Annotated in this window: 23 protein-coding genes; 9 read left to right on the top strand and 14 right to left on the bottom strand. The window is 66.9% G+C overall.

Annotated features, from left to right (window positions below):
* Positions 1-25 precede the first annotated feature (25 nt).
* From HFGMBDPB_RS02850 to pth, 3 genes are all read left to right on the top strand, one after another.
* A complete protein-coding gene (locus tag HFGMBDPB_RS02850; protein WP_026063011.1) occupies positions 26-985 on the top strand; it encodes a ribose-phosphate pyrophosphokinase in 960 nt (319 codons plus the stop codon).
* A 172-nt stretch (positions 986-1,157) separates the two neighbouring features.
* On the top strand, positions 1,158-1,787 hold the full coding sequence (locus HFGMBDPB_RS02845; protein WP_046987279.1) for a 50S ribosomal protein L25/general stress protein Ctc: 630 nt from the start codon (positions 1,158-1,160) through the stop codon (positions 1,785-1,787).
* A gap of 124 nt (positions 1,788-1,911) precedes the next feature.
* Positions 1,912-2,535, top strand: a complete 624-nt coding sequence (gene pth / locus HFGMBDPB_RS02840; RefSeq protein WP_212644866.1) for an aminoacyl-tRNA hydrolase — start codon at positions 1,912-1,914, stop codon at positions 2,533-2,535.
* A gap of 4 nt (positions 2,536-2,539) precedes the next feature.
* Here the strand turns inward: pth and HFGMBDPB_RS02835 are convergent, their stop codons facing one another.
* Complete coding sequence (locus HFGMBDPB_RS02835) at positions 2,540-2,803, bottom strand: YfhL family 4Fe-4S dicluster ferredoxin (protein ID WP_016445695.1); 264 nt, start codon at positions 2,801-2,803, stop codon at positions 2,540-2,542.
* 290 nt (positions 2,804-3,093) lie between these two features.
* Between HFGMBDPB_RS02835 and HFGMBDPB_RS02830 the strand changes: the two genes are divergently transcribed.
* The 6 genes from HFGMBDPB_RS02830 (at position 3,094) to HFGMBDPB_RS02805 (ending at position 10,061) form a co-directional block, all read left to right on the top strand.
* Positions 3,094-4,056, top strand: coding sequence for an ABC transporter permease (locus tag HFGMBDPB_RS02830; RefSeq protein WP_016445694.1), 963 nt, complete (start codon positions 3,094-3,096; stop codon positions 4,054-4,056).
* Positions 4,053-4,970, top strand: coding sequence for an ABC transporter permease (locus tag HFGMBDPB_RS02825; RefSeq protein ID WP_212644865.1), 918 nt, complete (start codon positions 4,053-4,055; stop codon positions 4,968-4,970). Before HFGMBDPB_RS02830 ends, HFGMBDPB_RS02825 begins: the two co-directional genes overlap by 4 nt.
* Before the next feature lie 14 nt (positions 4,971-4,984).
* Entirely contained in the window at positions 4,985-6,040 is a 1,056-nt protein-coding gene (locus HFGMBDPB_RS02820) for an ABC transporter ATP-binding protein (RefSeq protein ID WP_212644864.1), read from the top strand.
* The gene (locus tag HFGMBDPB_RS02815) at positions 6,037-6,879 is read left to right on the top strand and encodes an ATP-binding cassette domain-containing protein (protein WP_212644863.1); all 843 of its coding nucleotides are present in this window, start codon (positions 6,037-6,039) and stop codon (positions 6,877-6,879) included. Before HFGMBDPB_RS02820 ends, HFGMBDPB_RS02815 begins: the two co-directional genes overlap by 4 nt.
* Before the next feature lie 136 nt (positions 6,880-7,015).
* On the top strand, positions 7,016-8,509 hold the full coding sequence (locus tag HFGMBDPB_RS02810) for an ABC transporter substrate-binding protein (protein WP_212644862.1): 1,494 nt from the start codon (positions 7,016-7,018) through the stop codon (positions 8,507-8,509).
* A gap of 100 nt (positions 8,510-8,609) precedes the next feature.
* Positions 8,610-10,061, top strand: coding sequence for an amidase (locus tag HFGMBDPB_RS02805; protein WP_212644861.1), 1,452 nt, complete (start codon positions 8,610-8,612; stop codon positions 10,059-10,061).
* Here HFGMBDPB_RS02805 and HFGMBDPB_RS02800 read toward each other — a convergent pair.
* The 13 genes from HFGMBDPB_RS02800 to HFGMBDPB_RS02740 all read right to left on the bottom strand — a co-directional run bounded on the left by HFGMBDPB_RS02800 (position 10,048) and on the right by HFGMBDPB_RS02740 (position 22,944).
* Positions 10,048-11,061 (bottom strand): Bug family tripartite tricarboxylate transporter substrate binding protein, encoded by a 1,014-nt coding sequence (locus tag HFGMBDPB_RS02800; RefSeq protein WP_212644860.1) that lies wholly within the window; start codon positions 11,059-11,061, stop codon positions 10,048-10,050. The two genes, HFGMBDPB_RS02805 and HFGMBDPB_RS02800, sit on opposite strands and share 14 nt — an antisense overlap.
* A 142-nt stretch (positions 11,062-11,203) precedes the next feature.
* A complete protein-coding gene (locus tag HFGMBDPB_RS02795; protein ID WP_026062612.1) occupies positions 11,204-12,229 on the bottom strand; it encodes an AraC family transcriptional regulator in 1,026 nt (341 codons plus the stop codon).
* A 97-nt stretch (positions 12,230-12,326) separates the two neighbouring features.
* On the bottom strand, positions 12,327-12,971 hold the full coding sequence (locus HFGMBDPB_RS02790; RefSeq protein WP_016445686.1) for a LysE family translocator: 645 nt from the start codon (positions 12,969-12,971) through the stop codon (positions 12,327-12,329).
* A 42-nt stretch (positions 12,972-13,013) separates the two neighbouring features.
* A complete protein-coding gene (locus HFGMBDPB_RS02785) occupies positions 13,014-13,868 on the bottom strand; it encodes a DUF429 domain-containing protein (RefSeq protein ID WP_034347629.1) in 855 nt (284 codons plus the stop codon).
* Between the two features lie 14 nt (positions 13,869-13,882).
* The gene (locus HFGMBDPB_RS02780) at positions 13,883-14,764 is read right to left on the bottom strand and encodes an EamA family transporter (RefSeq protein ID WP_016451038.1); all 882 of its coding nucleotides are present in this window, start codon (positions 14,762-14,764) and stop codon (positions 13,883-13,885) included.
* Positions 14,765-14,869: 105 nt separating this feature from the next.
* The gene (gene folE, locus HFGMBDPB_RS02775; RefSeq protein ID WP_016445683.1) at positions 14,870-15,592 is read right to left on the bottom strand and encodes a GTP cyclohydrolase I; all 723 of its coding nucleotides are present in this window, start codon (positions 15,590-15,592) and stop codon (positions 14,870-14,872) included.
* A gap of 129 nt (positions 15,593-15,721) precedes the next feature.
* Positions 15,722-16,492 (bottom strand): endonuclease/exonuclease/phosphatase family protein, encoded by a 771-nt coding sequence (locus HFGMBDPB_RS02770; protein WP_016445682.1) that lies wholly within the window; start codon positions 16,490-16,492, stop codon positions 15,722-15,724.
* Positions 16,493-16,519: 27 nt separating this feature from the next.
* Positions 16,520-16,996: a dihydroneopterin triphosphate diphosphatase gene (nudB, locus tag HFGMBDPB_RS02765; protein WP_046241037.1), complete on the bottom strand. Its 477-nt coding sequence runs from the start codon at positions 16,994-16,996 to the stop codon at positions 16,520-16,522.
* A gap of 8 nt (positions 16,997-17,004) precedes the next feature.
* Positions 17,005-17,826 (bottom strand): CsgG/HfaB family protein, encoded by an 822-nt coding sequence (locus tag HFGMBDPB_RS02760; RefSeq protein WP_212644859.1) that lies wholly within the window; start codon positions 17,824-17,826, stop codon positions 17,005-17,007.
* Positions 17,827-17,904: 78 nt separating this feature from the next.
* The gene (gene aspS / locus HFGMBDPB_RS02755) at positions 17,905-19,707 is read right to left on the bottom strand and encodes an aspartate--tRNA ligase (protein ID WP_016445679.1); all 1,803 of its coding nucleotides are present in this window, start codon (positions 19,705-19,707) and stop codon (positions 17,905-17,907) included.
* 41 nt (positions 19,708-19,748) lie between these two features.
* On the bottom strand, positions 19,749-20,372 hold the full coding sequence (locus tag HFGMBDPB_RS02750) for a DUF502 domain-containing protein (protein ID WP_016445678.1): 624 nt from the start codon (positions 20,370-20,372) through the stop codon (positions 19,749-19,751).
* A 16-nt stretch (positions 20,373-20,388) separates the two neighbouring features.
* The gene (locus HFGMBDPB_RS02745) at positions 20,389-20,706 is read right to left on the bottom strand and encodes an FmdB family zinc ribbon protein (RefSeq protein WP_016445677.1); all 318 of its coding nucleotides are present in this window, start codon (positions 20,704-20,706) and stop codon (positions 20,389-20,391) included.
* Between the two features lie 219 nt (positions 20,707-20,925).
* On the bottom strand, positions 20,926-22,944 hold the full coding sequence (locus tag HFGMBDPB_RS02740) for a DUF7933 domain-containing protein (protein WP_212644858.1): 2,019 nt from the start codon (positions 22,942-22,944) through the stop codon (positions 20,926-20,928).
* Positions 22,945-23,048: the final 104 nt, after the last annotated feature.

Here is a 23,048-nt window from a genome sequence, read left to right as displayed (position 1 = left end):
CAAACCCATCGTACTGGGGCGCTCAATGCATTCACATCATCCTGACATCATGGTCTTCACCGGCAATGCCAATCCTGGCATGGCCGCTGAAATCGTTCAGCACCTCGGCACCACGCTGGGTGCAGCCGACGTGGGTCGCTTCTCCGATGGAGAAGTCGCCGTCGAGATCAAGCAGAACGTGCGTACGCGCGACGTCTTCGTCGTGCAATCGACCTGCGCACCGACCAACGACAACCTGATGGAACTGCTGGTCATGGTGGACGCCCTCAAGCGTGCATCGGCCGAGCGCATCTGCGCGGTGATTCCCTACTTCGGCTACGCCCGCCAGGACCGCCGCCCGCGCTCCACCCGCGTGCCGATCACGGCCAAGGTCGTGGCCAACATGCTGCAGGCCGTGGGTGTCGAGCGCGTGCTGACCATGGACTTGCACGCAGACCAGATCCAGGGTTTCTTCGACATCCCCGTGGACAACATCTATGCCACGCCGGTGCTGCTTGGCGATCTGCGCCAGAAGAACTACGAAGACCTGATCGTTGTCTCGCCCGACGTGGGTGGCGTGGTCCGTGCCCGTGCGCTGGCCAAGCAGCTGGGCTGCGACCTGGCCATCATCGACAAGCGCCGCCCCAAGGCCAACGTCTCCGAAGTCATGCACGTGATCGGCGACATCGACGGCCGCAACTGCGTGATCATGGATGACATGATCGACACCGCCGGCACCCTGGTGAAGGCAGCCGAAGTGCTCAAGCAGCGTGGTGCCAAGAGCGTCTACGCCTATTGCACGCACCCGATCTTCTCGGGTCCGGCCATCGAGCGCATCGGCAACGGCAGTGCACTGGACGAGGTCGTGGTGACCAACACCATTCCTCTGAGCGCCGAAGCCCAGGCTTGCGGCAAAATCCGCCAACTGTCCGTGGCCCCCCTGATTGCCCAGACAATCCAGCGGATTTCCACCGGCGATTCGGTGCTGAGCCTGTTCTCCGAATAAAATATCGGCCCCTGTGGTCTGAACCAGCAAACCTCCTTCGGGAGGTTTGCGCGTTCCGGGATGGTTTCAGGACCATCCCGGGACACCGCAAGAGCAGCCTGTTCCGCACGGGGCAGGCGTTCTTTTATCAACGGATGAGGCTGGTCGCGGTCCATCCATCTAGGAGTTAGTTATGCAATTCGTCGCTTTTGAGCGCGCCAAGCAAGGTACGGGTGCGAGCCGCCGTCTGCGCAATTCGGGCAAGGCCCCTGGCATCGTCTACGGCGGTGCTGCCGAAGCCCAACTGATCGAGATCGATCACAACGCCCTGTGGCACGCCCTGAAGAAGGAAGTGTTCCATTCCAGCGTTCTGGATATGGAAGTCAACGGCCAGACCTCCAAGGTCGTGCTGCGCGACGTGCAATTCCACCCCTACAAGCAGCTGATCCTGCACGTGGACTTCCAGCGCGTTGACGACAAGACCAAGGTTCACCTGAAGGTGCCGCTGCACTTCGAAGGCATGGAACAGTCCCAGGCCGTCAAGGTCGAGAACTGCACCATCACTCCCCTGATCCATGAACTGGACGTGATGTGCATGCCCGCCCAACTGCCCGAGTTCATCAAGGTGGACCTGAGCGGCCTGACCTCCAAGTCGACCCTGGGCCTGCAGAACGTCAAGCTGCCCAACGGCGTGAAGGCTGTGGTGCGCGGCTCCAACAAGAACCCGGCCCTGATCTCCATCAAGCTGCCCGAAGTGGCTCCTGATGCATCCGCAGCTCCCGCAGCGGCTCCGGCCGCTCCGGCAAAGAAGGGCAAGAAGTAATTCTTGGCTTTCCCTTGCGGCGGCTGCGGCTGCCGCAACCTGCAAAAGGCCCACCTCGCGTGGGCCTTTTGCATGGTGAACACCATCGCCTGCCTGCTGCGGCCGCCATGGAGATAATCGCCCGATGATCAAATTGTTTGTCGGCCTGGGCAATCCCGGGCCGGAGTATGAGGACACCCGCCACAACGCGGGTTTTTGGTGGATAGATGCGCTGGCGCGCGAACTCAAGGTCCACCTGGTGCCCGAGCGCAACTACTTCGGCCTCATGGCCCGCGCCAGCGTGCGTGGCGAGAGTGTCTGGCTGCTCGAGCCGCAGACCTTCATGAACCTGTCCGGCAAATCGGTGGGCGCGCTGGCGCGCTTTTTCAAGATCCAGCCCGAGGAGGTCCTCGTGGTCCATGACGAACTGGACTTCGCCCCAGGCCAGGTCAAGCTCAAGCGCGGCGGCAGCCACGGCGGCCACAACGGCCTGCGCGATATTCATGCCCAGCTGGGCTCGGCCGACTACTGGCGGCTGCGCATCGGCATAGGCCACCCGGGGCACAAGGCCGAAGTCGCCAACTGGGTGCTCAAGAAGCCCGCGCCCGACCAGCGCCAGCTGATCGAGGACAGCATTGCCCATTCGCTCAAGGCTTGGCCCGAGCTGCAGGCGGGCGACATGGACAAGGCGACCTTGCTGATCCACACCACCAAGCCTCCACGCCCCAAGCCCGTGCGCCCGGCCACAGCCGAGAGCGACAAGGGCTGAGCGATCAGGAAGCGGCGGGAGCCTGGGATTGCAGACGCAGGTATTTCTGCATCAGCGTCTCGCGGTCTTCCACGTGGGCGGGATTCACGGGAATGCAGGCCACGGGGCATATCTGCACGCACTGGGGTTCATCGAAATGCCCCACGCATTCCGTGCACTTGCTGTGCTCGATCTCGTAGTACTCCTCGCCCATGGAGATTGCATCGTTGGGGCACTCGGGTTCGCAGACATCGCAGTTGATGCATTCGTCGGTGATCATCAAAGCCATGGCAGGTCCCTCGCAAGCGCACGCCACGCTCCGGGCCGGGCAGGCCCTTGCACCCCGAACGGGCCTTGCAGCAAGGTGGCATCAGTCATTGCGCCATTATCCTGCCCCCTTCATACGCATGAAGGCTGCACGGGCAAGCATACGCGCCGGATCGGCACGGAGCGATGCACCTTCAAAGGCCGCTATGCTGCGCGCATGGGCCGTGCGCATTACCATTCGGGCCCGCCAAGAACCACCCACACACATTCCGCCGACGTGACAGCCCAACACCGTGCCAAGGCCGACTGCCCATGAGCGTCTTCCTGCTCAAGCGCCTGCTGATGCTGGCAGCCACGCTGCTGGGCGCCTCGGCCGTGGTGTTCGGCGTGCTGGAGGTGCTGCCCGGCAATGCGGCCCAGACGCTGATGGGGCCCGATGCCGCCCCCGAGGCCGTGCAGGCGCTGGCCGAGCAGCTGGGACTGGACCAGCCAGCCTGGCAGCGCTACCTGCAGTGGCTGCAGGGGCTGCTGCATGGCGACATGGGACTGAGCTACGCCTACAGCACACCGGTCAGCGATCTGGTGCTGGAGCGCCTGGCAGTGACCGCCCCGCTGGCCGTGATGGCCATGCTCATCACCACCGTGCTGGCCCTGGCAGCGGGCATCTATGCCGCCTCGCGCCACAACCGATGGGGCGACCTGGGCGTCATGGGCCTGGCGCAGATCGGCATTGCCATCCCGAATTTCTGGTTCGCCATCCTGCTGATCCTGGTGTTCTCGGTGAAGCTGCAATGGTTTTCCGCAGGCGGCTTTCCAGGCTGGAGCGAGGCCGATGGCGGCGGCGTCCTGCCCGCACTGCAGGCCCTGCTGCTGCCGGCGATCTCGCTGGCCGTGGTGCAGGCGGCCATCCTGGCGCGCATCACGCGCTCGGCCGTGCTGGAAGTGCTGCGCGAGGACTTCGTTCGCACGGCCCGCGCCAAGGGCCTGCCGCGCCGCGCCGTGCTCTGGGGCCACGTGCTGCGCAATGCCATGATTCCCGTGCTCACGGTCATGGGGCTGCAGTTTGCCCAGTTGCTGGCCGGCACCATCGTGGTGGAGAACGTGTTCTACCTGCCGGGCCTGGGCCGGCTGATCTTCCAGTCCATCGCCAACCGCGACCTCATCGTCGTGCGCAACTGCGTGCTGCTGCTGGCGGCCATGGTGGTGGTCATCAACTTCATCGTGGATGTGCTGTATGCAGCCATTGATCCACGCATCGAGGCCAGCGACATATGAGCCAGCCAGGCAACCCTGTTTCGCCGACCGCTGCGCCACCGGGCCATCGGCCCACGCGGGCGGTCACCCTCAGCAGGCCGGCCAGCCTGGGCCGGCGCATGCTGGGCCACCGCAGCTTCATGCTGGGTGCCATGCTGACCGCGCTGCTGCTGCTCACCGCGCTGCTGTCCTTGTGGTGGACGCCGGGCTCGGCCTACGACATGGACCTGGATGCCAAGCTGGCCGCACCCGGCAGCCTGCACTGGCTGGGCACCGATGCCTATGGGCGCGATGTGGCCTCGCTGCTGTTCCTGGGCGCGCGCAGTTCCATCCTGGTCGGCGTGATCGCCGTGGGCATCGGGCTGTCGATGGGCGTGGTGCTGGGACTGGTCGCCGCGGCCTGCCGGGGCTGGGTGGAAGAGGCCATCATGCGGCTGGTCGATTTCAGTTTCGCCTTTCCTGCGCTGCTGTCGGCCATCATGCTCACGGCCGTGTTCGGCGCGGGCATCGTCAACGCCATCATTGCCATCGGCATCTTCAACATTCCCACCTTTGCGCGCATCACGCGGGCATCGGCCAAGGCGGTCTGGGCACGTGAATACGTGCTGGCTGCACGCGCCTGCGGCCATGGCCGCGCCAGCATCACCTGGCGCCATGTGCTGCCCAACATCCTGCCCGTGCTGGTGGTGCAGGCCACCATACAGTTCGCGCTGGCCATTCTGGCCGAAGCCGCCCTGTCCTATCTGGGCCTGGGCACGCAGCCGCCCCAGGCGTCCTGGGGCCGCATGCTCAGCGAGGCCCAGACCCTCATGTTCCAGGCGCCGCTGCTGGCCGTGTGGCCGGGCCTGGCCATTGCACTGTCCGTGCTCGGGCTCAACCTGCTGGGCGACGGGCTGCGCGATCTGCTCGACCCGCGCCTGTCGCGCCAGCGCTGAGGAAGACACGCGCCATGCCCCTGCTCGAAGTCTCCGGCCTCACCATCACCTTGCAGACCCCGCGCGGCCGCGCGCGTGCCGTGCAGAACCTGGAATTCATCCTGGAGCGCGGCGCCACGCTGGGCCTGATCGGCGAGTCGGGCTGCGGCAAGTCGCTGACCGCCCTGGCGCTGATGGGCCTGCTGCCGGAGCATGCGCAGGTGGACGGCAGCATCCGGCTCAACGGCCAGGAGCTGCTGGACATGGACGAGCGCGCGCTGTGCCGCCTGCGCGGCAACCGCATGGCCATGGTGTTTCAGGAGCCCATGACGGCCCTCAACCCCGTGTACGGCATCGGCCGCCAGGTGGCCGAGCCGCTGCGCCACCACCAGCGCCTGGGCCGCCAGGCCGCGCGCGAGCGCGCAGTGGCCCTGTTGGAGCGCGTGGGCATTGCCCGCGCAGCCCAGCGCTTTGACGACTATCCGCACCAGTTCTCGGGCGGCCAGCGCCAGCGCATCACCATCGCCATGGCCCTGGCCTGCGGGCCCGACCTGCTGATCGCCGACGAACCTACCACGGCGCTGGACGTGACCGTGCAGCAGCAAATTCTCAATCTGCTGCAGGAACTGGTGGCAGAGCACTCCATGGCCTTGCTGCTGATCTCGCACGATCTGGGAGTGATCGCGCAAAACGTGGAGCAGCTGCAGGTGATGTACGGCGGCACCGTGGTCGAAAGCGGCATGACCGAGGCCATCTTCGCGCGCCGCGCCCATCCCTACACGCGCGGCCTGTTCGCCGCCAGGCCGCAGCTGGAGCCTTCGGGACCAGGCCACCAGCCGCCGGCGCGGTTGCCCACCATTGCCGGCACCGTGCCCGAGCTGGTGGACCTGCCAGCCGGATGCGCCTTCGCGGGCCGCTGCAGCTATACCGAGCCCACCTGCCACAGCGAGCGCCCGCGCGCCCTGGTCCTGGAGCGCCCGCAGCGGCCCACGCCCACTGCCCTGCAGGCCTGGGCACAGCCGCATGTGGTGCGCTGCCTGCGCTCCGAGGCCATTGCGCCGGGCATGCATACGCAGGGCCGCAGCACATGACGGAGCACGACCGCCAGGCACCGGCCGCTGCCGATCCGCCCCTGCTGCAGGTGACGGACCTGGCCCGCAGCTACCGTCTGCCACGCCGCTCGTTGTGGCGCGCGCCGGAGCAGGTGCATGCGCTGCGCGGCGTGGATTTCACGCTGACGGCGGGGCGCAGCCTGGGCGTGGTGGGCGAGTCGGGTTCCGGCAAGTCCACGCTGGCACGCCTGATCATGGCGCTGGACACGCCCAGCGCCGGCAGCGTGCAGCTGCTGGGCCAGGATCTGCACCGGCTCGGCAACCAGGCACTGCGCATGGCGCGCCGCGATTTCCAGATGGTGTTCCAGGATCCTTACGGTTCGCTGGACCCGCGCATGACGGTGGAACACATCGTCTGCGAGCCCCTGACCGCCCAGCCTGCACCGCCCGAGCGCACAGCCCGGCGCGACCTGGCCCGCGCCACGCTGGAGCAGGTCGGGCTGCGCGTGCAGGACCTGGACAAGTACCCGCATGAATTCTCGGGCGGCCAGCGCCAGCGCATCGCCATTGCACGCGCCCTGGTCACGCGACCCCGCCTCATCGTGGCCGATGAGCCCGTGAGCGCCCTCGACGTCTCGGTGCAGGCCCAGGTACTGAACCTGCTGCGCGATCTGCAGCAGCAGCTGGGCCTGTCCTACCTGTTCATCAGCCACGACCTGGCCGTGGTCCAGCACCTGTGCGACGACGCCATCGTGCTGAGCGAAGGCCGCATCGTCGAGCGCGGGGCTCCGCAGCAACTGTTCCACGCCCCGCAGCATCCCTACACCCAGGCCCTGGTACGGGCCGTGCCACGCATCGCCCTGCAGCACCGAGCCTGAAAGCCGAAAGCTGACAACCACCGGCGCGGACCGGGCCCTCATGGCCACGCGCACGCGCGCGCTGGTGTAAAAACACTGCTGCAGGCCGCAGCCAGCGGCCCATGACCCATCTGCAAGAATTTCCGGAGACCTGTTCATGTTCAATCGCCGTTCCCTGCTGGCCAGCTCCGCTGCTGCCGGCCTGCCCCTGCTGATGCCCTGGCCTGCGCTGGCCCAGGGCCGCAAGGACAGTGTCACGCTGGCGATGACGCTGGAGCCGCCGGGGCTGGACCCCACGGCCGGCGCCGCATCGTCCATTGGCGAGATCGTGCTCTACAACCTGTTCGAGACGCTGACCAAGATCAATCCGGACGGCAGCGTCTCCCCGCTGCTGGCCGAAAGCTGGGAGGTCTCGCCCGACCTCAAGACCTACACCTTCCGCCTGCGCAAGGGTGTGAGTTTCCAGAACGGCGAGCCCTGCAACGCCCACAGCGTGAAGTACTCCTTCGACCGCGCGGGCGACGACAAGAGCACCAACAAGGACAAGCGCACCTTCGCCGCCCTGTCCACGCGCGTGGTGGATGACCACACGGTGGTCGTCACCAACAAGGACATCGACCCCGACTTCCTCTTCGTGCTGGGGCAGGCGACCTCCATCATCGTGGAGCCCAAGAGCGCTGCCACCAACGCCACGCGCCCCGTGGGCACGGGCCCCTACCAGCTGGGCAACTGGAACAAGGGCGCCTCGGTCACGCTCACGGCCTGGCCCCGGTACCGCACGGCCCCCGGCCTGCGCATTCGCCGTGCCACCTTCCGCTTCATCTCCGACCCTGCAGCCCAGGTGGCCGCACTGCTGGCCGGCGATGTCGACGCCTTCCCGCGCGTCACGCCGCGCAGCGTGGCCCAGTTCAAGGCCAACGGGCGCTTCCAGGTCGTGGTCAGCGGCTCGCGGGCCAAGACCATCCTGGCCATGAACAACGCGCGCAAGCCCTTGAACGATCCGCGGGTGCGCCGCGCCATCGCCGCCGCCATCGACCGCAAGGCCGTCATCGACGGCGCGGGCGACGGCTACGGCCTGCCCATTGGCAGCTACTACGTGCCCACGGCCTTCGGCTACGTGGACACCACGGGCATCAACCCCTTCGACGTGGAAAAGGCCAAGGCGCTGTTGGCCGAGGCCGGCGTCAAGACGCCGCTGGAGCTGACCATGACCCTGCCACCCACGCCCTACGCGCGCCAGGGCGGCGAGGTGATTGCCGCGCAGCTGGCCAAGATCGGCATCCGAGCCAAGCTGCAGAACGTCGAATGGGCACAGTGGCTGTCGGGCACCTACACCCTCAAGAACTACGACCTGACGCTGATCTCCCATGTCGAGCCCTTCGACCTGGGCAACTTCGCCAAGCCCGACTACTACTGGGGCTACCAGTCGTCCCAGTTCAACGAGCTGTACGACAAGATCAAGAACGCCTCGCGCCCCGCCGACCGCTCGCGCCTGCTGGGCGATGCGCAGCGCCTGCTGGCCCAGGATTGCGTGCATGCCTTCCTCTACACGCCCCAATGGGTCACCGTGGCCAACAAGAATCTGCGCGGACTGTGGAAGGACATGCCCGTCTTCGTCAACGATCTCTCCGCACTGTCCTGGGCCACCTGAACCGCGCACAGGCTGAGCCACAGGCGACAGGCGCGCCGGTGGCACCGGGCCACACTGCGCCAGATCTGCCGCAAGAACCGCCATCTTCGAGGAAGCCGCGATGACTGGAACGATACAGGCCCTGCACGACCTGCCCGCCCATGCGCTGCTGCGCGCCTACCGGGACCGCAGCCTCTCGCCCGTCGAGGTCATGCACGACCTGCTGGCCCATGTGCAGCGCTGGGAGCCGGCCCTGCACGCCACCTACCTGCTGCGCCCCGAGGCCGCCCTGGCCCGGGCCCGCGAGAGCGAGGCCCGCTGGCTGCGCGGCGAGCCGGCCGGCCTGCTCGACGGCGTTCCCGCCACGGTCAAGGACAACATCGCCACGCGCGGCGATCCCACGCCCGTGGGCACGGCCGCCATGCCGCAGGTCGCGGCCCCGCTGGATGCCCCACCCGCTGCACGCCTGCGCGAGGCAGGCGCCATCCTTTTCGCCAAGACCACCATGCCCGACTACGGCATGCTGTCGTCCGGCCTGTCCTCGCTGCACGGCAACACCTTCAACCCCTGGGATCCGGACAAGACGCCGGGCGGCTCCAGCGCCGGTGCGGGCGCCGCTGCGGCGGCCGGCTACGGGCCGCTGCACGTGGGCACGGACATCGGCGGCTCCATCCGCCTGCCGGCGGGCTGGTGCGGCATCTTCGGCCTCAAGCCCAGCCTGGGCCGCGTGCCCATCGACCCGCCATACACCGGCCGCTGCGCAGGTCCCATGACCCGCAGCGTGGCCGACGCCGCGCTGATGATGCAGGTGCTGTCCCTGCCCGATGCACGCGACAGCATGGGCCTGCCGCACCAGGAGATTGCATGGGACAGCTTCGACATGGACCCTGCCCAGGTGCGCGGCCTGCGCATAGGCCTGCTGCTGGATGCCGGCTGCGGCCTGCCCCTGCAGCCCCGCGTGCGCGCCGTGGTGGAGCAGGCTGCGGCTTGGCTGGAATCGGCCGGCGCGCACATCGAGCGCATCGAGCCCTGGCTCACCCGCGACATGCTCGACGGCCTCGACCATTTCTGGCGCATGCGATCGCATGTGGAAATCCAGTCGCTGACGGATGCGCAGCGCCGCGTGATCCTGCCCTTCATCCGCGAATGGGCCGACAGTGCCGCGCCACTGACAGCCACGCAGCTGTTCGTGGCCAGCCAGCAGTCGCACCTTCTGCGCACGGCCACGGTGCGGGCCACGGCGGCCTACGACTACGTGCTGTCCCCCGTGGCGCCGATCACGGCTTTCCCGGCCCACCTGCCCAGCCCCACCAACGACCCGCTGCGGCCGCTGGAGCACATTGCCTTTACCGTGCCCTACAACATGTCCGAACAGCCCGCCGCATCCGTGCCCTGCGGGCATGACGGGCAGCTGCCCATAGGCGTGCAGATCGCAGGTCGCCGGTTCGACGACCTGGGCGTGCTCCGGCTCAGCCGGGTGCTGGAGCAGTTGCGCCCACCCCAGCCCACCTGGCCACAGCCCGTTCAGTCGGGCCAGGACCGGGCGCAGACTGCATCGGCTACTCCAGCCTGATTCCCGCCTCCTTCACGATGCGCGCCCAGCGCGGCATGTCGCGCGCCATGACGGAGGCCAATTCCTCGGGCGTGCCGCCCACCGGGCGCAGGCCCATGGAGGCCAGGCGGCCGCTGAGTTCGGGCGTGGCCACGATGCGCCGCACCTCCGCCGAGAGCCGGTCCACGATGGGCCGGGGCGTTCCCGCCGCCACGAAGGTGGCGAACCAGCCATTGGCCTCGAAGCCGGCCAGGCCCAGCTCGGCAAACGTGGGCACCTCGGGCAGCGCCGGGTGGCGCTGCATGCCGGTGATGGCCAGGATGCGGATCTTGTCCGACTTCAGGTGCGCATTGGCCGAGGACACATCGATGAAACCCGACGACAGCTGCCCGCCCAGCACGTCGTTGACCAGCGGCGCCGCGCCCTTGTAGGGAATCAGCGCCAGGTCCAGCCCGGCCCGGGCGCGCAGCAGCTCGCCATGCATGTGCGAGGAGGTGCCGTTGCCGTAGTTGCCGTTGCTGTACTTGCCCGGATGGGCCTTGACCAGGGCGATGAACTGCTGCAGCGTCGTGGCCGGCACGTCGCGCGGCACCACGAACAGGTCCGAGGACAGGGCCACCTGCGATACGGGGGCAAAGTCCTTGAGCACGTCATAGGGCATCCTGGCGTACAGCGCAGGCGACTGGATCATGGCCGTGATCCCCAGCAGCAGCGTGTAGCCGTCTGGCGGCGACTTGGCCACCACGTCGCCGCCGATGATGCCGCTGGAGCCCGGCCGGTTCTCCACCACCACGGGCTGGCCCCAGGCCTGGCTCAGTTGCTGGGCAATGATGCGCCCGATGATGTCGGTGCCACCGCCTGCCGGGTAGGGAATCACCATGCGCAGCGGCTTGGACGGGTAGGCACCGCCTGCCGGCTGTGCAAAGGCGATCGGCGATGCCGTTCCCAGGGCGGCACCCAGTGAGGCGCTGGCAGCGCATGCCAGCGCCGCCCGCAGGCAGCCGCGTCGGCTCGATTCCATGGCTTGTCTCCTTGTCCTTCGGTGCTCCGCCCTCGTTGGCGGGGCGGTGTGCCCTGCCGCAGTGGCAGGGTCCATGGACAGTGTGGCCACCAGGCCTTCAGCCACCAATCGCCGATCGTCTCAAAATGATTGGCAAAAAAGATCAGCGGCCGCGATGCTGGGCCTGCCGGTAGGCGCCCGGCGGCAGGCCGGTCCAGCCCTTGAAGGCGCGGTGGAAGGTGCTGGCCTCGGCAAACCCCACGCGCGCGGCGATATCGGCCAGCGTCAGCTCCGGCCGGTTCAGCAGCTCGATGGCCGCGTCGCGGCGCAGGTCGTCCTTGAGAGATTGGAAACCCAGGCCTTCGTCGCGCAGGCGGCGGCGCAGCGTCTGCGGCGTCATGGACAGCGCGGCGCCCACCTGCTCCAGCGAAGGCAGCTCGCCCGCCAGATCGCGGCGCAGCAGGCGGCGGATGCGCTCGCCCAGGCGCGTGCGGTCGCGGTAGCGGATGACCAGGCCCATGGCCGCCTGGTCCAGGAATTCGGCCAGGCTCTCCGGGGTCTGCACCACGGGCAGCTCCAGCCAGCGCGCATCGAACTCCAGCCCCGTGAAGTCGCGGTCGCGCTGCAGCGGCGCCAGGAACAGGCGCTGCGCCTCCGTGCCATACGGCATGCTGGCGCCGGCCGGCGCGCACACGCCCGTCAGCTCTATCCTGCGCGACACCAGCCACGACATGACGCCATAGCCCAGAAAGCAGAAGGACCGCTCGGCATAGGCCAGCGGCGCATCGCGCTCGCGCAGCGACACCATGGCGATGCGGGCCACGCCGTCCACGACCTGCAGCCGGGGCGCGAAGTCGCGCAGCACCAGGCGGTAGAAACGCAGCCCGGCCTGCAATGCCTCGCCCAGCGTGCGGCAGGGCAGCATGGTGCGGCAGGCCTGGGCAAAACTGCCCACGGGCAGCGGATGGCGGCACAGGCCCCACAGCTCGTCGCGGCAGACGCGGCGCAGCACGCGGATCAGCGCCGCGTACTGCGCCTGGGTCACGCGCGACAGCGGCGCATCCAGCAGAGCAGGCGCAATGCCGGCGCGGCGCAGGATGGCTGGCACATCCATGCCATTGCGCTGCACGCCCTGCACGATCTGCAGGACCTGGACGATGGCAATGGTGTGGGCCGTGGTCTGTGGCATGGGTTGGATGAGGACGCCGCTGCTCATGGCGCCAAGGGGCGTGAGCGAAAAAGCATGGAGGGACTGTGCCACGGCCCCGCACTAGTGTGAACAGGCCCTAGCGCTGCACCAGCGCCAGCCGCACCGCCATGCCCAGGAACACCAGCCCGGCCACGCGGTTGAGCCAGTTCTGCGCACGCACGGATCGCTGCAGCAGCACGCCGAACCAGCCCGAGCAGCATGCGATGGCACCGAACACCAGCAGCGCCGCCAGCATGAACACGCAGCCCAGCACCATCACCTGCGTGGCCACGCCGCCGCGCGCGGGGTCCGCGAACTGCGGCAGAAAGGCCAGGAAGAAGATCAGCACCTTGGGGTTGGTGAGGTTCATCACCACGCCACGCCCCACCCAGCGCAGCGCTCGTGCGGGGGTCAGCGGGTCGGCTGCGCCGGCCTGCGGCATCTCGCCCGGCCGGGCCACGGCGCGCAGCGCACCCCAGGCCAGCCAGGCCAGGTAGGCGGCGCCGCACAGCTTGATGGCGGTGAACAGCAGGGGCGACGCAGCCACCAGCGCCGCCAAACCCAGCGCAACCGCCGCCGTATGCACCACCAGCCCCAGGCACAGGCCCAGTACCACGCACAGGCCCACGCGCCAGCCGCGCTGGGCCGATTGCATGAGCACGAACAGGTTGTCAGGCCCCGGGCTCAGGCCCAGCAGCACGGCCACGCCGAAAAAGGCCAGCAAGGTTTCAAAGGTGGGCATCGCTTGTCTCTTCCCGATTCGAGTATTTCAGTGCGGCGCAGATCAGGCCTGGGCCGTGACGATCCAGCCTTCCAGCGGGTCCAGGTCGTGCGGCAACCCGTAGAGCGCATCGCCCTGCGCATGGCGGGCCGCAGCCCAGGCGGCCTGCAGCATGCAGATTGCGGCGTCCAGCCGGTCTCCGCTGCCGTCCGCCAGCAACTGGTTGCGGGTTTCTTCGGCGTCGATACGCAGGCGCAACGCCAGCGGGTTGTCGCCGCGCTCCAGCGCCGCCAGCAATTGCACGCGCGCCTGATGGCGTTCGGGCGTTTGCCGTGCGGGTTCGTCGCTTTTGTAGCTGAGGCGGCCGATCACGGCGCGCGCCAGCATGCCCGGGTAGGCTTCCAGCGCCACGCGGCGCGCATCGCCTTTGCCGGGAGGCTGCAGGCCCGGCAGGTGCACGCCGGCCGCGCGCAGCAAGGGCAGCCCGGCATGCAGCATGTAGGCCACAGGCGGGTTCACCCATTTCATGGAAGGGCTGGCACCGGCAGGCCCGTCCGTGGCCCGGTGCGCGAACTTTCCGCCTGCGGGCCGCGCCGCGCAAAAGGCCTTGAACTGCTCGCGTATGGCCTGGCGCGTGAGGCCGGCGTAGTGGTCCATGCAGGCCGCCCATTCCGTGGGCCAGCACAGCTGCTCCACCAGTTCGCGCGGCAGGGCAAAAGGCAGGTCGAAACCGCCCACCCAGGCTGACTGCGCCGAATCGGCAGGCCGGGCCAGCCAGGCGGCCCAGGCGTCCAGCGAGGCGAACTCCAGCAAATCCTGCAGGACCACCGTGTCCCCAGCCAGCAGGCGGCCCAGGGCCATGGTGATGGGCTTGCGCGCCGTAGGTCGGCTGCTGAAATCGCAGCCCAGTACCCGCATTGCCGCCATGGTGCTCAGCCCAGGCCCAGCGCCGTCACACCGACGGCAATGCACACGGCGCCCGCAATGCGTGCCAGGCGATCGCCTTCGCGCAGCATGTGCCCGCCGATCAGCGCCGCGAACAGCATGGAGACTTCGCGCGCAGGCGCCACGTGCGACATGGGCGCATCCTGCATGGCGTAGAGCACCAGCACGTAGGCGATGGGGCTGATCAGCGCCACCAGGGCCGCGAAGCGCCACTGCGCGCGCCACAGATGCCGGGCCGTGGGCAGGTCGCGCAGCACCACGGGCGCCAGCAGGAACACGCGCACGAAGTTGCCCATGTAGTCGATGAGGATGGGCGACATCAGCAGCAGCTTCACGCCATAGCCGTCCACCACGGTGTAGCTGGCGATGAAGGCGCCCGTCAGCAGGCCGTACCACAGGCCCATCCTGAGCCGTTCGCGGGCTTCGGGATCATGGCGCGCGCGCAGCAGGCCGGGGCCTCCCGCGATCAGGAAGACGCCGACCACCACGCCGGCAATGCCCAGCACGCCCAACGAGGAAATCCGCTCACCCAGAAAGAGGATGGCCACCATGGACGACAGCAGCGGCCCCGAGCCGCGCGCCAGCGGATAGACCACGGTGAGATCGGCGCTGCGGTAGCCGCGCAGCAAGGTCACGTAGTAGGCCACGTGCAGCAGGCCGCTGGCCAGCACCACCAGCCATTCGTTGCGGCCCCATGTGGGCACCACATCGCGCCCCACCCACCAGCCCAGCGGCGCCCAGATCACCATCATGATGACCGAGGTGAAGAAGGCAAAGCGCGAGTCACCGCCCGCCTTCTTGGCCACGATGTTCCAGCCGGCATGGATGAGGCCGGCAATGATGATCAGGGCAAAGGCTTGCAGCGACATGGGCAGGTCCGGGGAAAGCGGGGCGGGGCGCGGGAAAGAAAAAAGGCCGCGCACTGCGCAGCCTGGGGTGTTGTGTGAGGCGTCCGGGGACGCCACCCCGGGGATTTACTTGCGGCTGGACACCAGCGAGAGGAACTCGCGGCGCAGTTCCGGGTTGGTGAGGAAGGCGCCGCGCATGACGGAGTTCAGCATCTTGCTGTCCATCTCGCGCACACCGCGCCAGGACATGCAAAAGTGCGAAGCCTCCATGACCACGGCCAGGCCGTCGGGGCGGGTCTTGTCGAGGATCAGGTCGGCCAGCTGGATGATGGCCTCTTCCTGGATCTGGGGACGGCCCATGATCCAGTCCACCAGCCGCGCGTACTTCGACAGGCCGATGACATTGGTGTTCTTGTTGGGCAGCACGCCGATCCAGATCTTGCCGATCACCGGGCACAGATGGTGGCTGCAGGCGCTGCGCACCGTGATCGGGCCGACGATCATCAGCTCGTTGAGGTGCTCGGCATTGGGGAATTCGGTGATGGCGGGCTGCGCCACGTAGCGGCCCCGGAACACCTCGTTGACATACATCTTGGCCACGCGGCGCGCCGTGGCGCGCGTGTTGTGGTCGTGCGTGGTGTCGATGACCATGCTGTCGAGCACGCCCTGCATCTTTTCCTGGACTTCGTCGAGCAGCTGCTCGAGTTCACCGGGCTCGATGAATTCGGAGATGTTGTCGTTCGCATGAAAGCGCTTTTGCGCCTGCTTCAGTCGTTCGCGGATCTTGACCGAGACGGGGGTGCCCTCGGCCTGGCTGTCTTGTTTCATGTCGACGAGTTCTCTGAACATGGCTGGCATGGTAACAGCGAAACCCGCAGCATGGCACGCAAGGGATTTTCCACCCAAACGCAGGTTCTGCCCGCCCCGAAAGCTATCAATTCAATAGCAAAAGAGTGGCGTGTGTCAGAGCGGCCAGGGCTAGAGGCGGAATTCCGCAATCAGCGGCAGATGGTCCGACATGCGCCACCAGATGCGCCCCTTGGGCACATGCAGGCCCAGCGGCGTGAGGCCGCGCACATAGACGTGGTCCAGCTGGGCCAGCGGCAGGCGCGAGGGATAGGTGGGCACGCTGGGCAATTCGTCGTATTCGTACAGGCCGAAACCGCCCAGCATGCGCTTGATCTGGCCACCCCAGTCGTTGAAGTCGCCAGCCACCACCACGGGCGCGCCGGGCGGCACCTCTCGCTCGATGAAGCGCTTGAGCTGGGAGACCTGGCGCACGCGGCTGCCGGGGATCAGCCCCAGGTGCACCACGATGGTGTGCACGCGCCGGTTCTGCACTTCCACCTCCACATGCAGCAGGCCACGCTGCTCGAAGCGGTGGTCGGAGATGTCCTCGTGCTGGTGGCCCACCACGGGCCAGCGGGTCAGCAGCGCGTTGCCGTGCTCGCCGTGGCGGGTGTAGGCGTTGGTGCGGTAGACGGCCTCATAGCCCAGGGGAGCCAGATACTCCGCCTGCGAGACCTGGGGCCAGCGCTCGAAGTACGCGGCCTCCTTGTGGTTCATCTTGCGCACTTCCTGCAGGCAGACGATGTCGGCATCGAGCTGCTCCACGGCGTGGCCCAGGTTGTGGATTTCAAGGCGGCGCGCGGGACCCATGCCCTGCACGCCCTTGTGGATGTTGTAGGTCGCGACGCGCAGTATCGACGGGCCGGGGTCCACCTGATGGGAATTCGCGTTTTCAGTCATGGCGGTTCGGGAACGCAGGTGAAGGGTTCAGTCCGGCTTCGTTGGGGAAAAACGTGGAAGCAGCAAGATGGCCTCCGCATTGGACGGTGAATAGCAGCGCTGGGCAGCCTCACGCCAATGATGCCAAGCAGATGCGGTATGTTCCCTCGGATTCAAGAACACAGGGGTGTAGGACGGAATCCGCAGCCCGAAAACCCTCTCGCGGTTGTGCCATACACCGGGCGCATAGCGGTGCTGCCAGGCAGGGTAGATGGTGTAGATGTTCTCCAGCGCCCAGTCCTGCAGCAGGCAGCCGGGCGCCTCGGCATCGATGCCGGTTTCTTCCCGCACTTCGCGCACCGCGGTCTCACGCCAGGACTCGCCCTCATGGTCCTTGCTGCCCGTCACCGACTGCCAGAACTCCCCGCCCTCAGGCGCCGCAGCGGTGCGGCGCATCAGCAGCACCTGGCCGTCATCACGGTGGATGACGACCAGCACCGACTCGGGGATCTTGTGGCCGGCCATGGCTGGCCTCAGCTCCTGCCCTGCCCAGCCTTGGTGGCCACCGGCGGTGGCAGCTCCTTGGCCTGCAGCGCGCGCACCTGGAAGACCAGCTGGTTGTGCGCATCCAGAAAGGCAGCGGCGATGACCTTGCCCTCGTTGGTATTGCTCCAGCCCGCGCCCGCAGCGCCCAGGCGGCCCAGCACCATGCCGCCCACGCCCAGATCGGTGGTGCGGGCTGCGCCCGTGGCAGCGGCCACCTGCTCGGTGGTTTCGTTGTCCGACAGCAGCAGCGCGGTCTGCGCCTCCTTGAATTTGACCTGCTCGACCAGGCCGGCCAGCCCTGCAATGTCTCGCAGCACCGGGATCATGGCGACCACGCCGGCCAGCCCGCGGCCCGCGTCCTGCTCGCTGAAGGTCAGGCTGGGCGTCAGCGTGTACTGGGCCTCGTAGCCCCGGCCCTTGCGCACCGTGGAGTTCTCGCGCAGCACGCCGGAATTCTTCAGGTCCTGCTCCTGCACCGTGCCGCGCAGGCCCGCTCCCCGGTCCACCACGCGAAAGCACCCGCTTTGCTGGGCCAGCAGCTTGACCAGCGGAACGGGCGAGGCCGGCAGCTGATAGCCCGAGCCCATGACGTAGCCGTTGGGATTCTCGGCCAGGGCCAGCGTGGCCACGGGCGCATCGCAGCGCACGAGTTCGCGCGACCCGTTGTTCGCCCCCAGCGGCCCGGCAGAGCCCGTGATCTCCGAACCGCCCTGCCCCAGCTCGGTCTTCTTCTCGCCGCAACCGGACAGGCCCAGCCCTGCCGACACCACCAACGCCAGCGCCACCGATGCAATGCCTTGAAAACGCATGAAAGCTCTCCGCAAAAAGAAAAACGGCAGAAGCTGCGCCAGCTCCTGCCGTTCCTGTCAAGCCGTGAAGCCTGCTCCTCAGCCCTGCGTGGCCGCCAGCGGATTGCGCAGGCGGATGTGGAGCTCGCGCAGCTGCTTTTCGTCCACGGGCGAAGGTGCCTGCGTCAGCAGGTCCTGGGCGCGCTGGGTCTTGGGGAAGGCGATCACGTCGCGGATGGAGTCGGCGCCCGTCATCAGCGTGATCAGGCGGTCCAGGCCGAAGGCCAGGCCGCCGTGCGGGGGGGCGCCGTACTGCAGCGCGTCCAGCAGGTAGCCGAACTTGGCGCGAGCGTCTTCGGGCGAGATCTTGAGCGCGTCAAACACCTTGCTCTGCACGTCGGCGCGGTGGATACGCACCGAGCCGCCGCCCAGCTCCCAGCCGTTCAGGACCATGTCGTAGGCCTTGGCCAGGCAGTTGCCCGGATCGGTGACCATGAGTTCCTCGTGGCCATCCTTGGGCGAGGTGAACGGGTGGTGCACGGCCGCCCAGCGGTCGTTTTCCTCGTCGTGCTCGAACATGGGGAAGTCCACCACCCACAGCGGCGCCCAGCGGTCCTCGAACAGGCCGTTGGCCTTGCCGAAGTCGCTGTGGCCCACCTTCAGGCGCAGCGCGCCAATGGAGTCGTTGACGATCTTTTCCTTGTCGGCGCCGAAGAAGATGAGGTCGCCGTCCTGTGCACCCGTGCGCTTGAGGATTTCGGCAAGGGCTGCGTCATGCAGGTTCTTGACGATGGGCGACTGCAGGCCATCGCGGCCCTTGGCCACTTCGTTGACCTTGATCCAGGCCAGGCCCTTGGCGCCGTAGATCTTGACAAATTCGGTGTACTGGTCGATCTCGCCGCGCGAGATCTGCGAGCCGCCGGGCACGCGCAGTGCCACCACGCGGCCGCCCTTGGTCGTGGCGGGCGTGGAGAACACCTTGAAGTCCACGTCCTTCATGACCTCGGTCAGTTCGGTGAACTCGAGCTTGACGCGCAGGTCAGGCTTGTCCGAGCCGAAGCGGAAGGCCGCTTCCTGGTACGTCATCATCGGGAACTCGCCCAGATCCACGTTCAGCTGGGTCTTGAAGACCTCGGTGATCATGCGCTGGAAGATGGCGCGGATTTCCTCTTCGCCCAGGAACGAGGTCTCGCAGTCGATCTGCGTGAACTCGGGCTGGCGGTCGGCGCGCAGGTCTTCGTCGCGGAAGCACTTGGTGATCTGGTAGTAGCGGTCGTAGCCGGCCACCATCAGCATCTGCTTGTACAGCTGGGGCGACTGCGGAAGGGCGAAGAACTCGCCGTCGTGCACGCGGCTGGGCACCAGGTAGTCGCGCGCGCCTTCGGGCGTGCTCTTGCCCAGCATGGGCGTTTCGATATCGATGAAGCCTTCCTTGTCCAGGAAGTTGCGCACCTGGATAGCCGTGCGGTAGCGCAGCATCATGTTGCGCTGCATGTAGGGGCGGCGCAGGTCCAGCACGCGGTTGGTCAGGCGCACGGTCTCGGACAGGTTCTCGTCGTCCAGCTGGAACGGCGGGGTGACCGAGGCGTTGAGCACGTTCAGCTCATGGCACAGCACTTCGATCTGGCCGCTCTTGAGCTTGTCGTTGGTCGTGCCTTCGGGACGTGCGCGCACCAGGCCCTTGACCTGCACGCAGAACTCGTTGCGCAGGCCTTCGGCGGTCTTGAACATCTCGGCGCGATCGGGATCGCAGACCACCTGCACATAGCCTTCGCGGTCGCGCAGGTCGATGAAGATCACACCGCCATGGTCGCGGCGACGGTTCACCCAGCCGCACAGGGTAACGGTTTCGCCCATCAGGGCTTCGGTCACGAGACCGCAGTAGTGGGAGCGCATGGCCATGATGAAAAGCTTCCTGCGCCCGGCAAGGGCGCGACAGTTTGTTATTTGGGTTCCGCGGGCACTGCGAGATCCGGTGGAGTCACCACGCCCATGGAAACAATGTACTTGAGCGCGGCATCCACGCTCATTTCCAGTTCGATGCAATCGCTCTTGCGAACGATGACGAAATAGCCGCCCGTCGGGTTGGGCGTGGTCGGCACGAAGACGCTCAGGTATTCGTCGCGCAGGTAGGCGGCAACCTCCCCGCTGGGCGAGCCGGTGACGAAGGCCACGGTCCAGACGCCTTCACGCGGCCACTGCACCAGCACGGCGGTGCGAAACGCATTGCCGCTGTCCGAGAACACGGTATCGGACACCTGCTTGACACTGGAATAGATGGAGCGCACCACAGGAATGCGGCTGACCACCGCATCGCCCCAGGACACGAGCTTGCGGCCGATGAAGTTGCTGGCCGCCGCACCGACCACGAGCAGGATCAGCAGCGTCAGCACGACACCGAAGCCGGGGATATGAAAGCCCAGCAACCGATCCGGATGCCAGGCCTCGGGCAGGATGGTCAGCGTCTGGTCGAGCGTGCCGATGATCCAGTTGAGCACGCCCAGCGTGATCACCAGCGGAACGATCACCAGCAGGCCGGCGAACAGCCATTTGCGCAGAGCGGACATGAAATGCAAGCCTTGATCAATGGGCCGTTGCGGGCGCGGAGGCAGATGCAGGGGCCGCAGCGGGCGCGGACGCAGTTGCCGCTGGTGCGGCAGAAGTATCCGAGGCAGGAGCATCGGCTGCGGGAGCCGGTGCGGCGGCGCTCTTGCCACCGCTGTTCTTGAAGTCGGTCGCATACCAGCCCGAGCCCTTGAGCTGGAAGCCGGCAGCTGTCAGCTGCTTGGAGAAGGTCTCGGCCCCGCAGGCCGGACAGGTCGTCAGCGGGGCATCCGAGATTTTCCGCAGCACGTCCTTGGCATGACCGCAGGAGCCACACTTGTATGCATAAATAGGCATGGCGCTAATGCTAATACGAGGGAAGATGCAAAACTTTCGATTATAGGCATCCGTCCGATACTGCGGCTGTCTCAAGCCCAATGGCCCAGGCGGGGCAGGCCACAAGGCGCGCGTACAGGGCCGGCAACTGGTGGCCTCCAATGAGAAATGCCAGTCGCGGAGACTGGCATTCCATCAGGCCCGACCGCCCCCGCTGCCGGGGGCTTGCCGCATCCGTGCTCAGCGCCGTACCCGGCCTCGCTGCGTTCCCAGGCCCGCCAGCATGACGGCCAGGCCCATCAGCACCAGGGCAGGCACCCCGGTGGCGGGGACCGGCTCCGGCGCCAACGCGGCAGCAACCACCAACTCCTGGTCACGCGAATTGTTGACCGGCTCCGGGTCCGTGGTTCCACTGACCGCCGTCACGGTGGCTGTGAGGCTGCCCTGCGTGGTGGGCGTGAAGCTCACCGTGCAGGCAATGCTTGCGCCAGAGGCCAGCGGCGTGCCTGTCGGCACCGCAGGCGTGCATGAGGTGCTGGCATCTGCCGGCAGCCCTGCGATGGAACAATTGGCAAAGGCCGCCGCATTGGGGCCGGCATTCGTGCAGACGAAAGAGCCCTTCACGGGAACACCCACGTTGGCGGTGGCCGGCAGCGTGACGCTGGTGGCCTGCATGTCGGCCCGCTCCACGGGATTGAAGGGGTGTGCCTTGGTGTTGTTGGCCGGCACCGGATCCACCGTGCTGCTGCTCGCCGTCACCAAGGCCGCGATGGTGCCCGTTGTGGTGGGCGTGAACTGCACCGTGCAGGCAATGCTGCCGCCCGATGCCAATGGCGAGGCCGTGGGAACGCTGGGTGTGCAGGACGTGGTCGCCCCGGCGGGCAGGCCGGAGATCACGCACGAGGCCGCCGTGGCCTCACTGGGGCCGGCATTGGTGCAGCTGAAGCTGCCGGATACTGGTGCGCCCACCGTCATGGTCGTGGGAAGCGTGATGGAGGTGGCCTGCATGTCGGCCGTTGGCTCAACCGCCAGCACAACCAGTGTGGCCGGCTGGTTCAGGCCGATCAGGGAGAGGTTGGAAGGACCGTTGGTGAAGCTGCCTGTCGCGGTCGGACGCACGTCGAGGCTCACCTCGCAAAAGGCGGCGCCCTGGGCCAGGTCTCCGTTGGACACAGTCACGGTACTGCCCCCTGCTGCTGCCTGCACGTTCGTGCCGGGGCAGGTGGTGCTGGCATTGCCCTCGACAACCAGTCCTGCAGGCAGGTTGTCGGTAAACGACCAGCCTTGCTTGCGCAGCAGATCGGTCGTATTGGTGATGGTCATGGTCAACCGGGAGACCTGCCCGAGTTGGATGCTGGCAGGCGAGAAGGCCTTGTCCAGCTGCGGCGTCACGTCGATGATCTGCGCGTTGTCGATCGACGAATCGTTGCCCATGGAGCTGGTCTGTTCATTGCGGAGAACAAACCCGACAGAGTTCCCGCTGAAGAGCAGGGCTCCGGGAGAGGTAACTGTCTGGGCCTTGGCCGTTTGGATGATCCCAATACCGATAGGTATCGTATTGAACGACACACCATCCACGCATGGGTCGACAGCGTTCATGGAGATGGGCAGTTCCGCATTAGCGTCATTGACAAGAGAAAAACGCAGCAACGGAGCGACGAATCCTGACGAGCAGAAGTTCGCCACCACATCGGCACGGGCCGTGAGGAACCTGCTGTCGGAACTTTGCGGAATATTGGCCTTGGTGCGAAAGGCAATTGCGCCAGCAGGATAGGTCCCATTCGCTGTAAGCATCGCCATGACGTGATTTTTGACCGCATCCGCCGCACTCTGGCCCTGATAGCGCCCTGCGACCTCCGCCATCTGCTGCAGGCTGTTCCAATTGCCTTGTGAACCGCAGGCCGCACTCATCGTCGCCGAAGTTGGATCCTGGTTGAAGGACGTGACTATGCCATTGCACTGGTTGGCACTCATCTGGTAGAGCGAGTCGGCGGTATACATCTGCCCCGCAGGGGCCGCGCCCTGGTAGGCCAGCAGATCCCGCCCCTCCGTGGCGATGGGGGGTGTCTGCGGGTTTTCGAAATCCTCGCTCCAGACGATGACCGGCGCGACCGGGATCCTCGGTGCAGCCATTGCCACCTGGCCGCACAGGGCTGGCACAAGCAAGGCGCCTCCAAGCCCTCCCCATCGCAATCGGACGCCGGCAGCAGTCCGCAGCCTCAGCCGGCAAGTCTTCGCAATCAGTTCCAGTGTTCTCATGACAGTGCTTCCTCCCAAGCGTTTGATTTCGGAGGTCCGCCGTACTGTCAGGATCTGTGCTTCATACCGCACATGTCAGCATCTTGGGACCTCCATGATCCCAA

Origin of the sequence: Delftia sp. PE138, assembly GCF_018320755.1 — a bacterium.
Taxonomy (GTDB): Bacteria; Pseudomonadota; Gammaproteobacteria; order Burkholderiales; family Burkholderiaceae_C; genus Comamonas; species Comamonas tsuruhatensis.
The sequence above is the reverse complement of the archived record's forward strand: the minus strand, read 5'-3'. Positions and strand labels throughout refer to the sequence as shown.

What these genes read in the sequence shown, in the direction of transcription:
- HFGMBDPB_RS02850 (WP_026063011.1), top strand. Translation starts at nt 26, where the DNA reads ATGCATTCACATCATCCTGACATCATGGTCTTCACCGGCAATGCCAAT.
- HFGMBDPB_RS02845 (WP_046987279.1), top strand. Translation starts at nt 1,158, where the DNA reads ATGCAATTCGTCGCTTTTGAGCGCGCCAAGCAAGGTACGGGTGCGAGC.
- pth (WP_212644866.1), top strand. Translation starts at nt 1,912, where the DNA reads ATGATCAAATTGTTTGTCGGCCTGGGCAATCCCGGGCCGGAGTATGAG.
- HFGMBDPB_RS02835 (WP_016445695.1), bottom strand. Translation starts at nt 2,803, where the DNA reads ATGGCTTTGATGATCACCGACGAATGCATCAACTGCGATGTCTGCGAA.
- HFGMBDPB_RS02830 (WP_016445694.1), top strand. Translation starts at nt 3,094, where the DNA reads ATGAGCGTCTTCCTGCTCAAGCGCCTGCTGATGCTGGCAGCCACGCTG.
- HFGMBDPB_RS02825 (WP_212644865.1), top strand. Translation starts at nt 4,053, where the DNA reads ATGAGCCAGCCAGGCAACCCTGTTTCGCCGACCGCTGCGCCACCGGGC.
- HFGMBDPB_RS02820 (WP_212644864.1), top strand. Translation starts at nt 4,985, where the DNA reads ATGCCCCTGCTCGAAGTCTCCGGCCTCACCATCACCTTGCAGACCCCG.
- HFGMBDPB_RS02815 (WP_212644863.1), top strand. Translation starts at nt 6,037, where the DNA reads ATGACGGAGCACGACCGCCAGGCACCGGCCGCTGCCGATCCGCCCCTG.
- HFGMBDPB_RS02810 (WP_212644862.1), top strand. Translation starts at nt 7,016, where the DNA reads ATGTTCAATCGCCGTTCCCTGCTGGCCAGCTCCGCTGCTGCCGGCCTG.
- HFGMBDPB_RS02805 (WP_212644861.1), top strand. Translation starts at nt 8,610, where the DNA reads ATGACTGGAACGATACAGGCCCTGCACGACCTGCCCGCCCATGCGCTG.
- HFGMBDPB_RS02800 (WP_212644860.1), bottom strand. Translation starts at nt 11,061, where the DNA reads ATGGAATCGAGCCGACGCGGCTGCCTGCGGGCGGCGCTGGCATGCGCT.
- HFGMBDPB_RS02795 (WP_026062612.1), bottom strand. Translation starts at nt 12,229, where the DNA reads ATGCCACAGACCACGGCCCACACCATTGCCATCGTCCAGGTCCTGCAG.
- HFGMBDPB_RS02790 (WP_016445686.1), bottom strand. Translation starts at nt 12,971, where the DNA reads ATGCCCACCTTTGAAACCTTGCTGGCCTTTTTCGGCGTGGCCGTGCTG.
- HFGMBDPB_RS02785 (WP_034347629.1), bottom strand. Translation starts at nt 13,868, where the DNA reads ATGCGGGTACTGGGCTGCGATTTCAGCAGCCGACCTACGGCGCGCAAG.
- HFGMBDPB_RS02780 (WP_016451038.1), bottom strand. Translation starts at nt 14,764, where the DNA reads ATGTCGCTGCAAGCCTTTGCCCTGATCATCATTGCCGGCCTCATCCAT.
- folE (WP_016445683.1), bottom strand. Translation starts at nt 15,592, where the DNA reads ATGTTCAGAGAACTCGTCGACATGAAACAAGACAGCCAGGCCGAGGGC.
- HFGMBDPB_RS02770 (WP_016445682.1), bottom strand. Translation starts at nt 16,492, where the DNA reads ATGACTGAAAACGCGAATTCCCATCAGGTGGACCCCGGCCCGTCGATA.
- nudB (WP_046241037.1), bottom strand. Translation starts at nt 16,996, where the DNA reads ATGGCCGGCCACAAGATCCCCGAGTCGGTGCTGGTCGTCATCCACCGT.
- HFGMBDPB_RS02760 (WP_212644859.1), bottom strand. Translation starts at nt 17,826, where the DNA reads ATGCGTTTTCAAGGCATTGCATCGGTGGCGCTGGCGTTGGTGGTGTCG.
- aspS (WP_016445679.1), bottom strand. Translation starts at nt 19,707, where the DNA reads ATGGCCATGCGCTCCCACTACTGCGGTCTCGTGACCGAAGCCCTGATG.
- HFGMBDPB_RS02750 (WP_016445678.1), bottom strand. Translation starts at nt 20,372, where the DNA reads ATGTCCGCTCTGCGCAAATGGCTGTTCGCCGGCCTGCTGGTGATCGTT.
- HFGMBDPB_RS02745 (WP_016445677.1), bottom strand. Translation starts at nt 20,706, where the DNA reads ATGCCTATTTATGCATACAAGTGTGGCTCCTGCGGTCATGCCAAGGAC.
- HFGMBDPB_RS02740 (WP_212644858.1), bottom strand. Translation starts at nt 22,944, where the DNA reads ATGAGAACACTGGAACTGATTGCGAAGACTTGCCGGCTGAGGCTGCGG.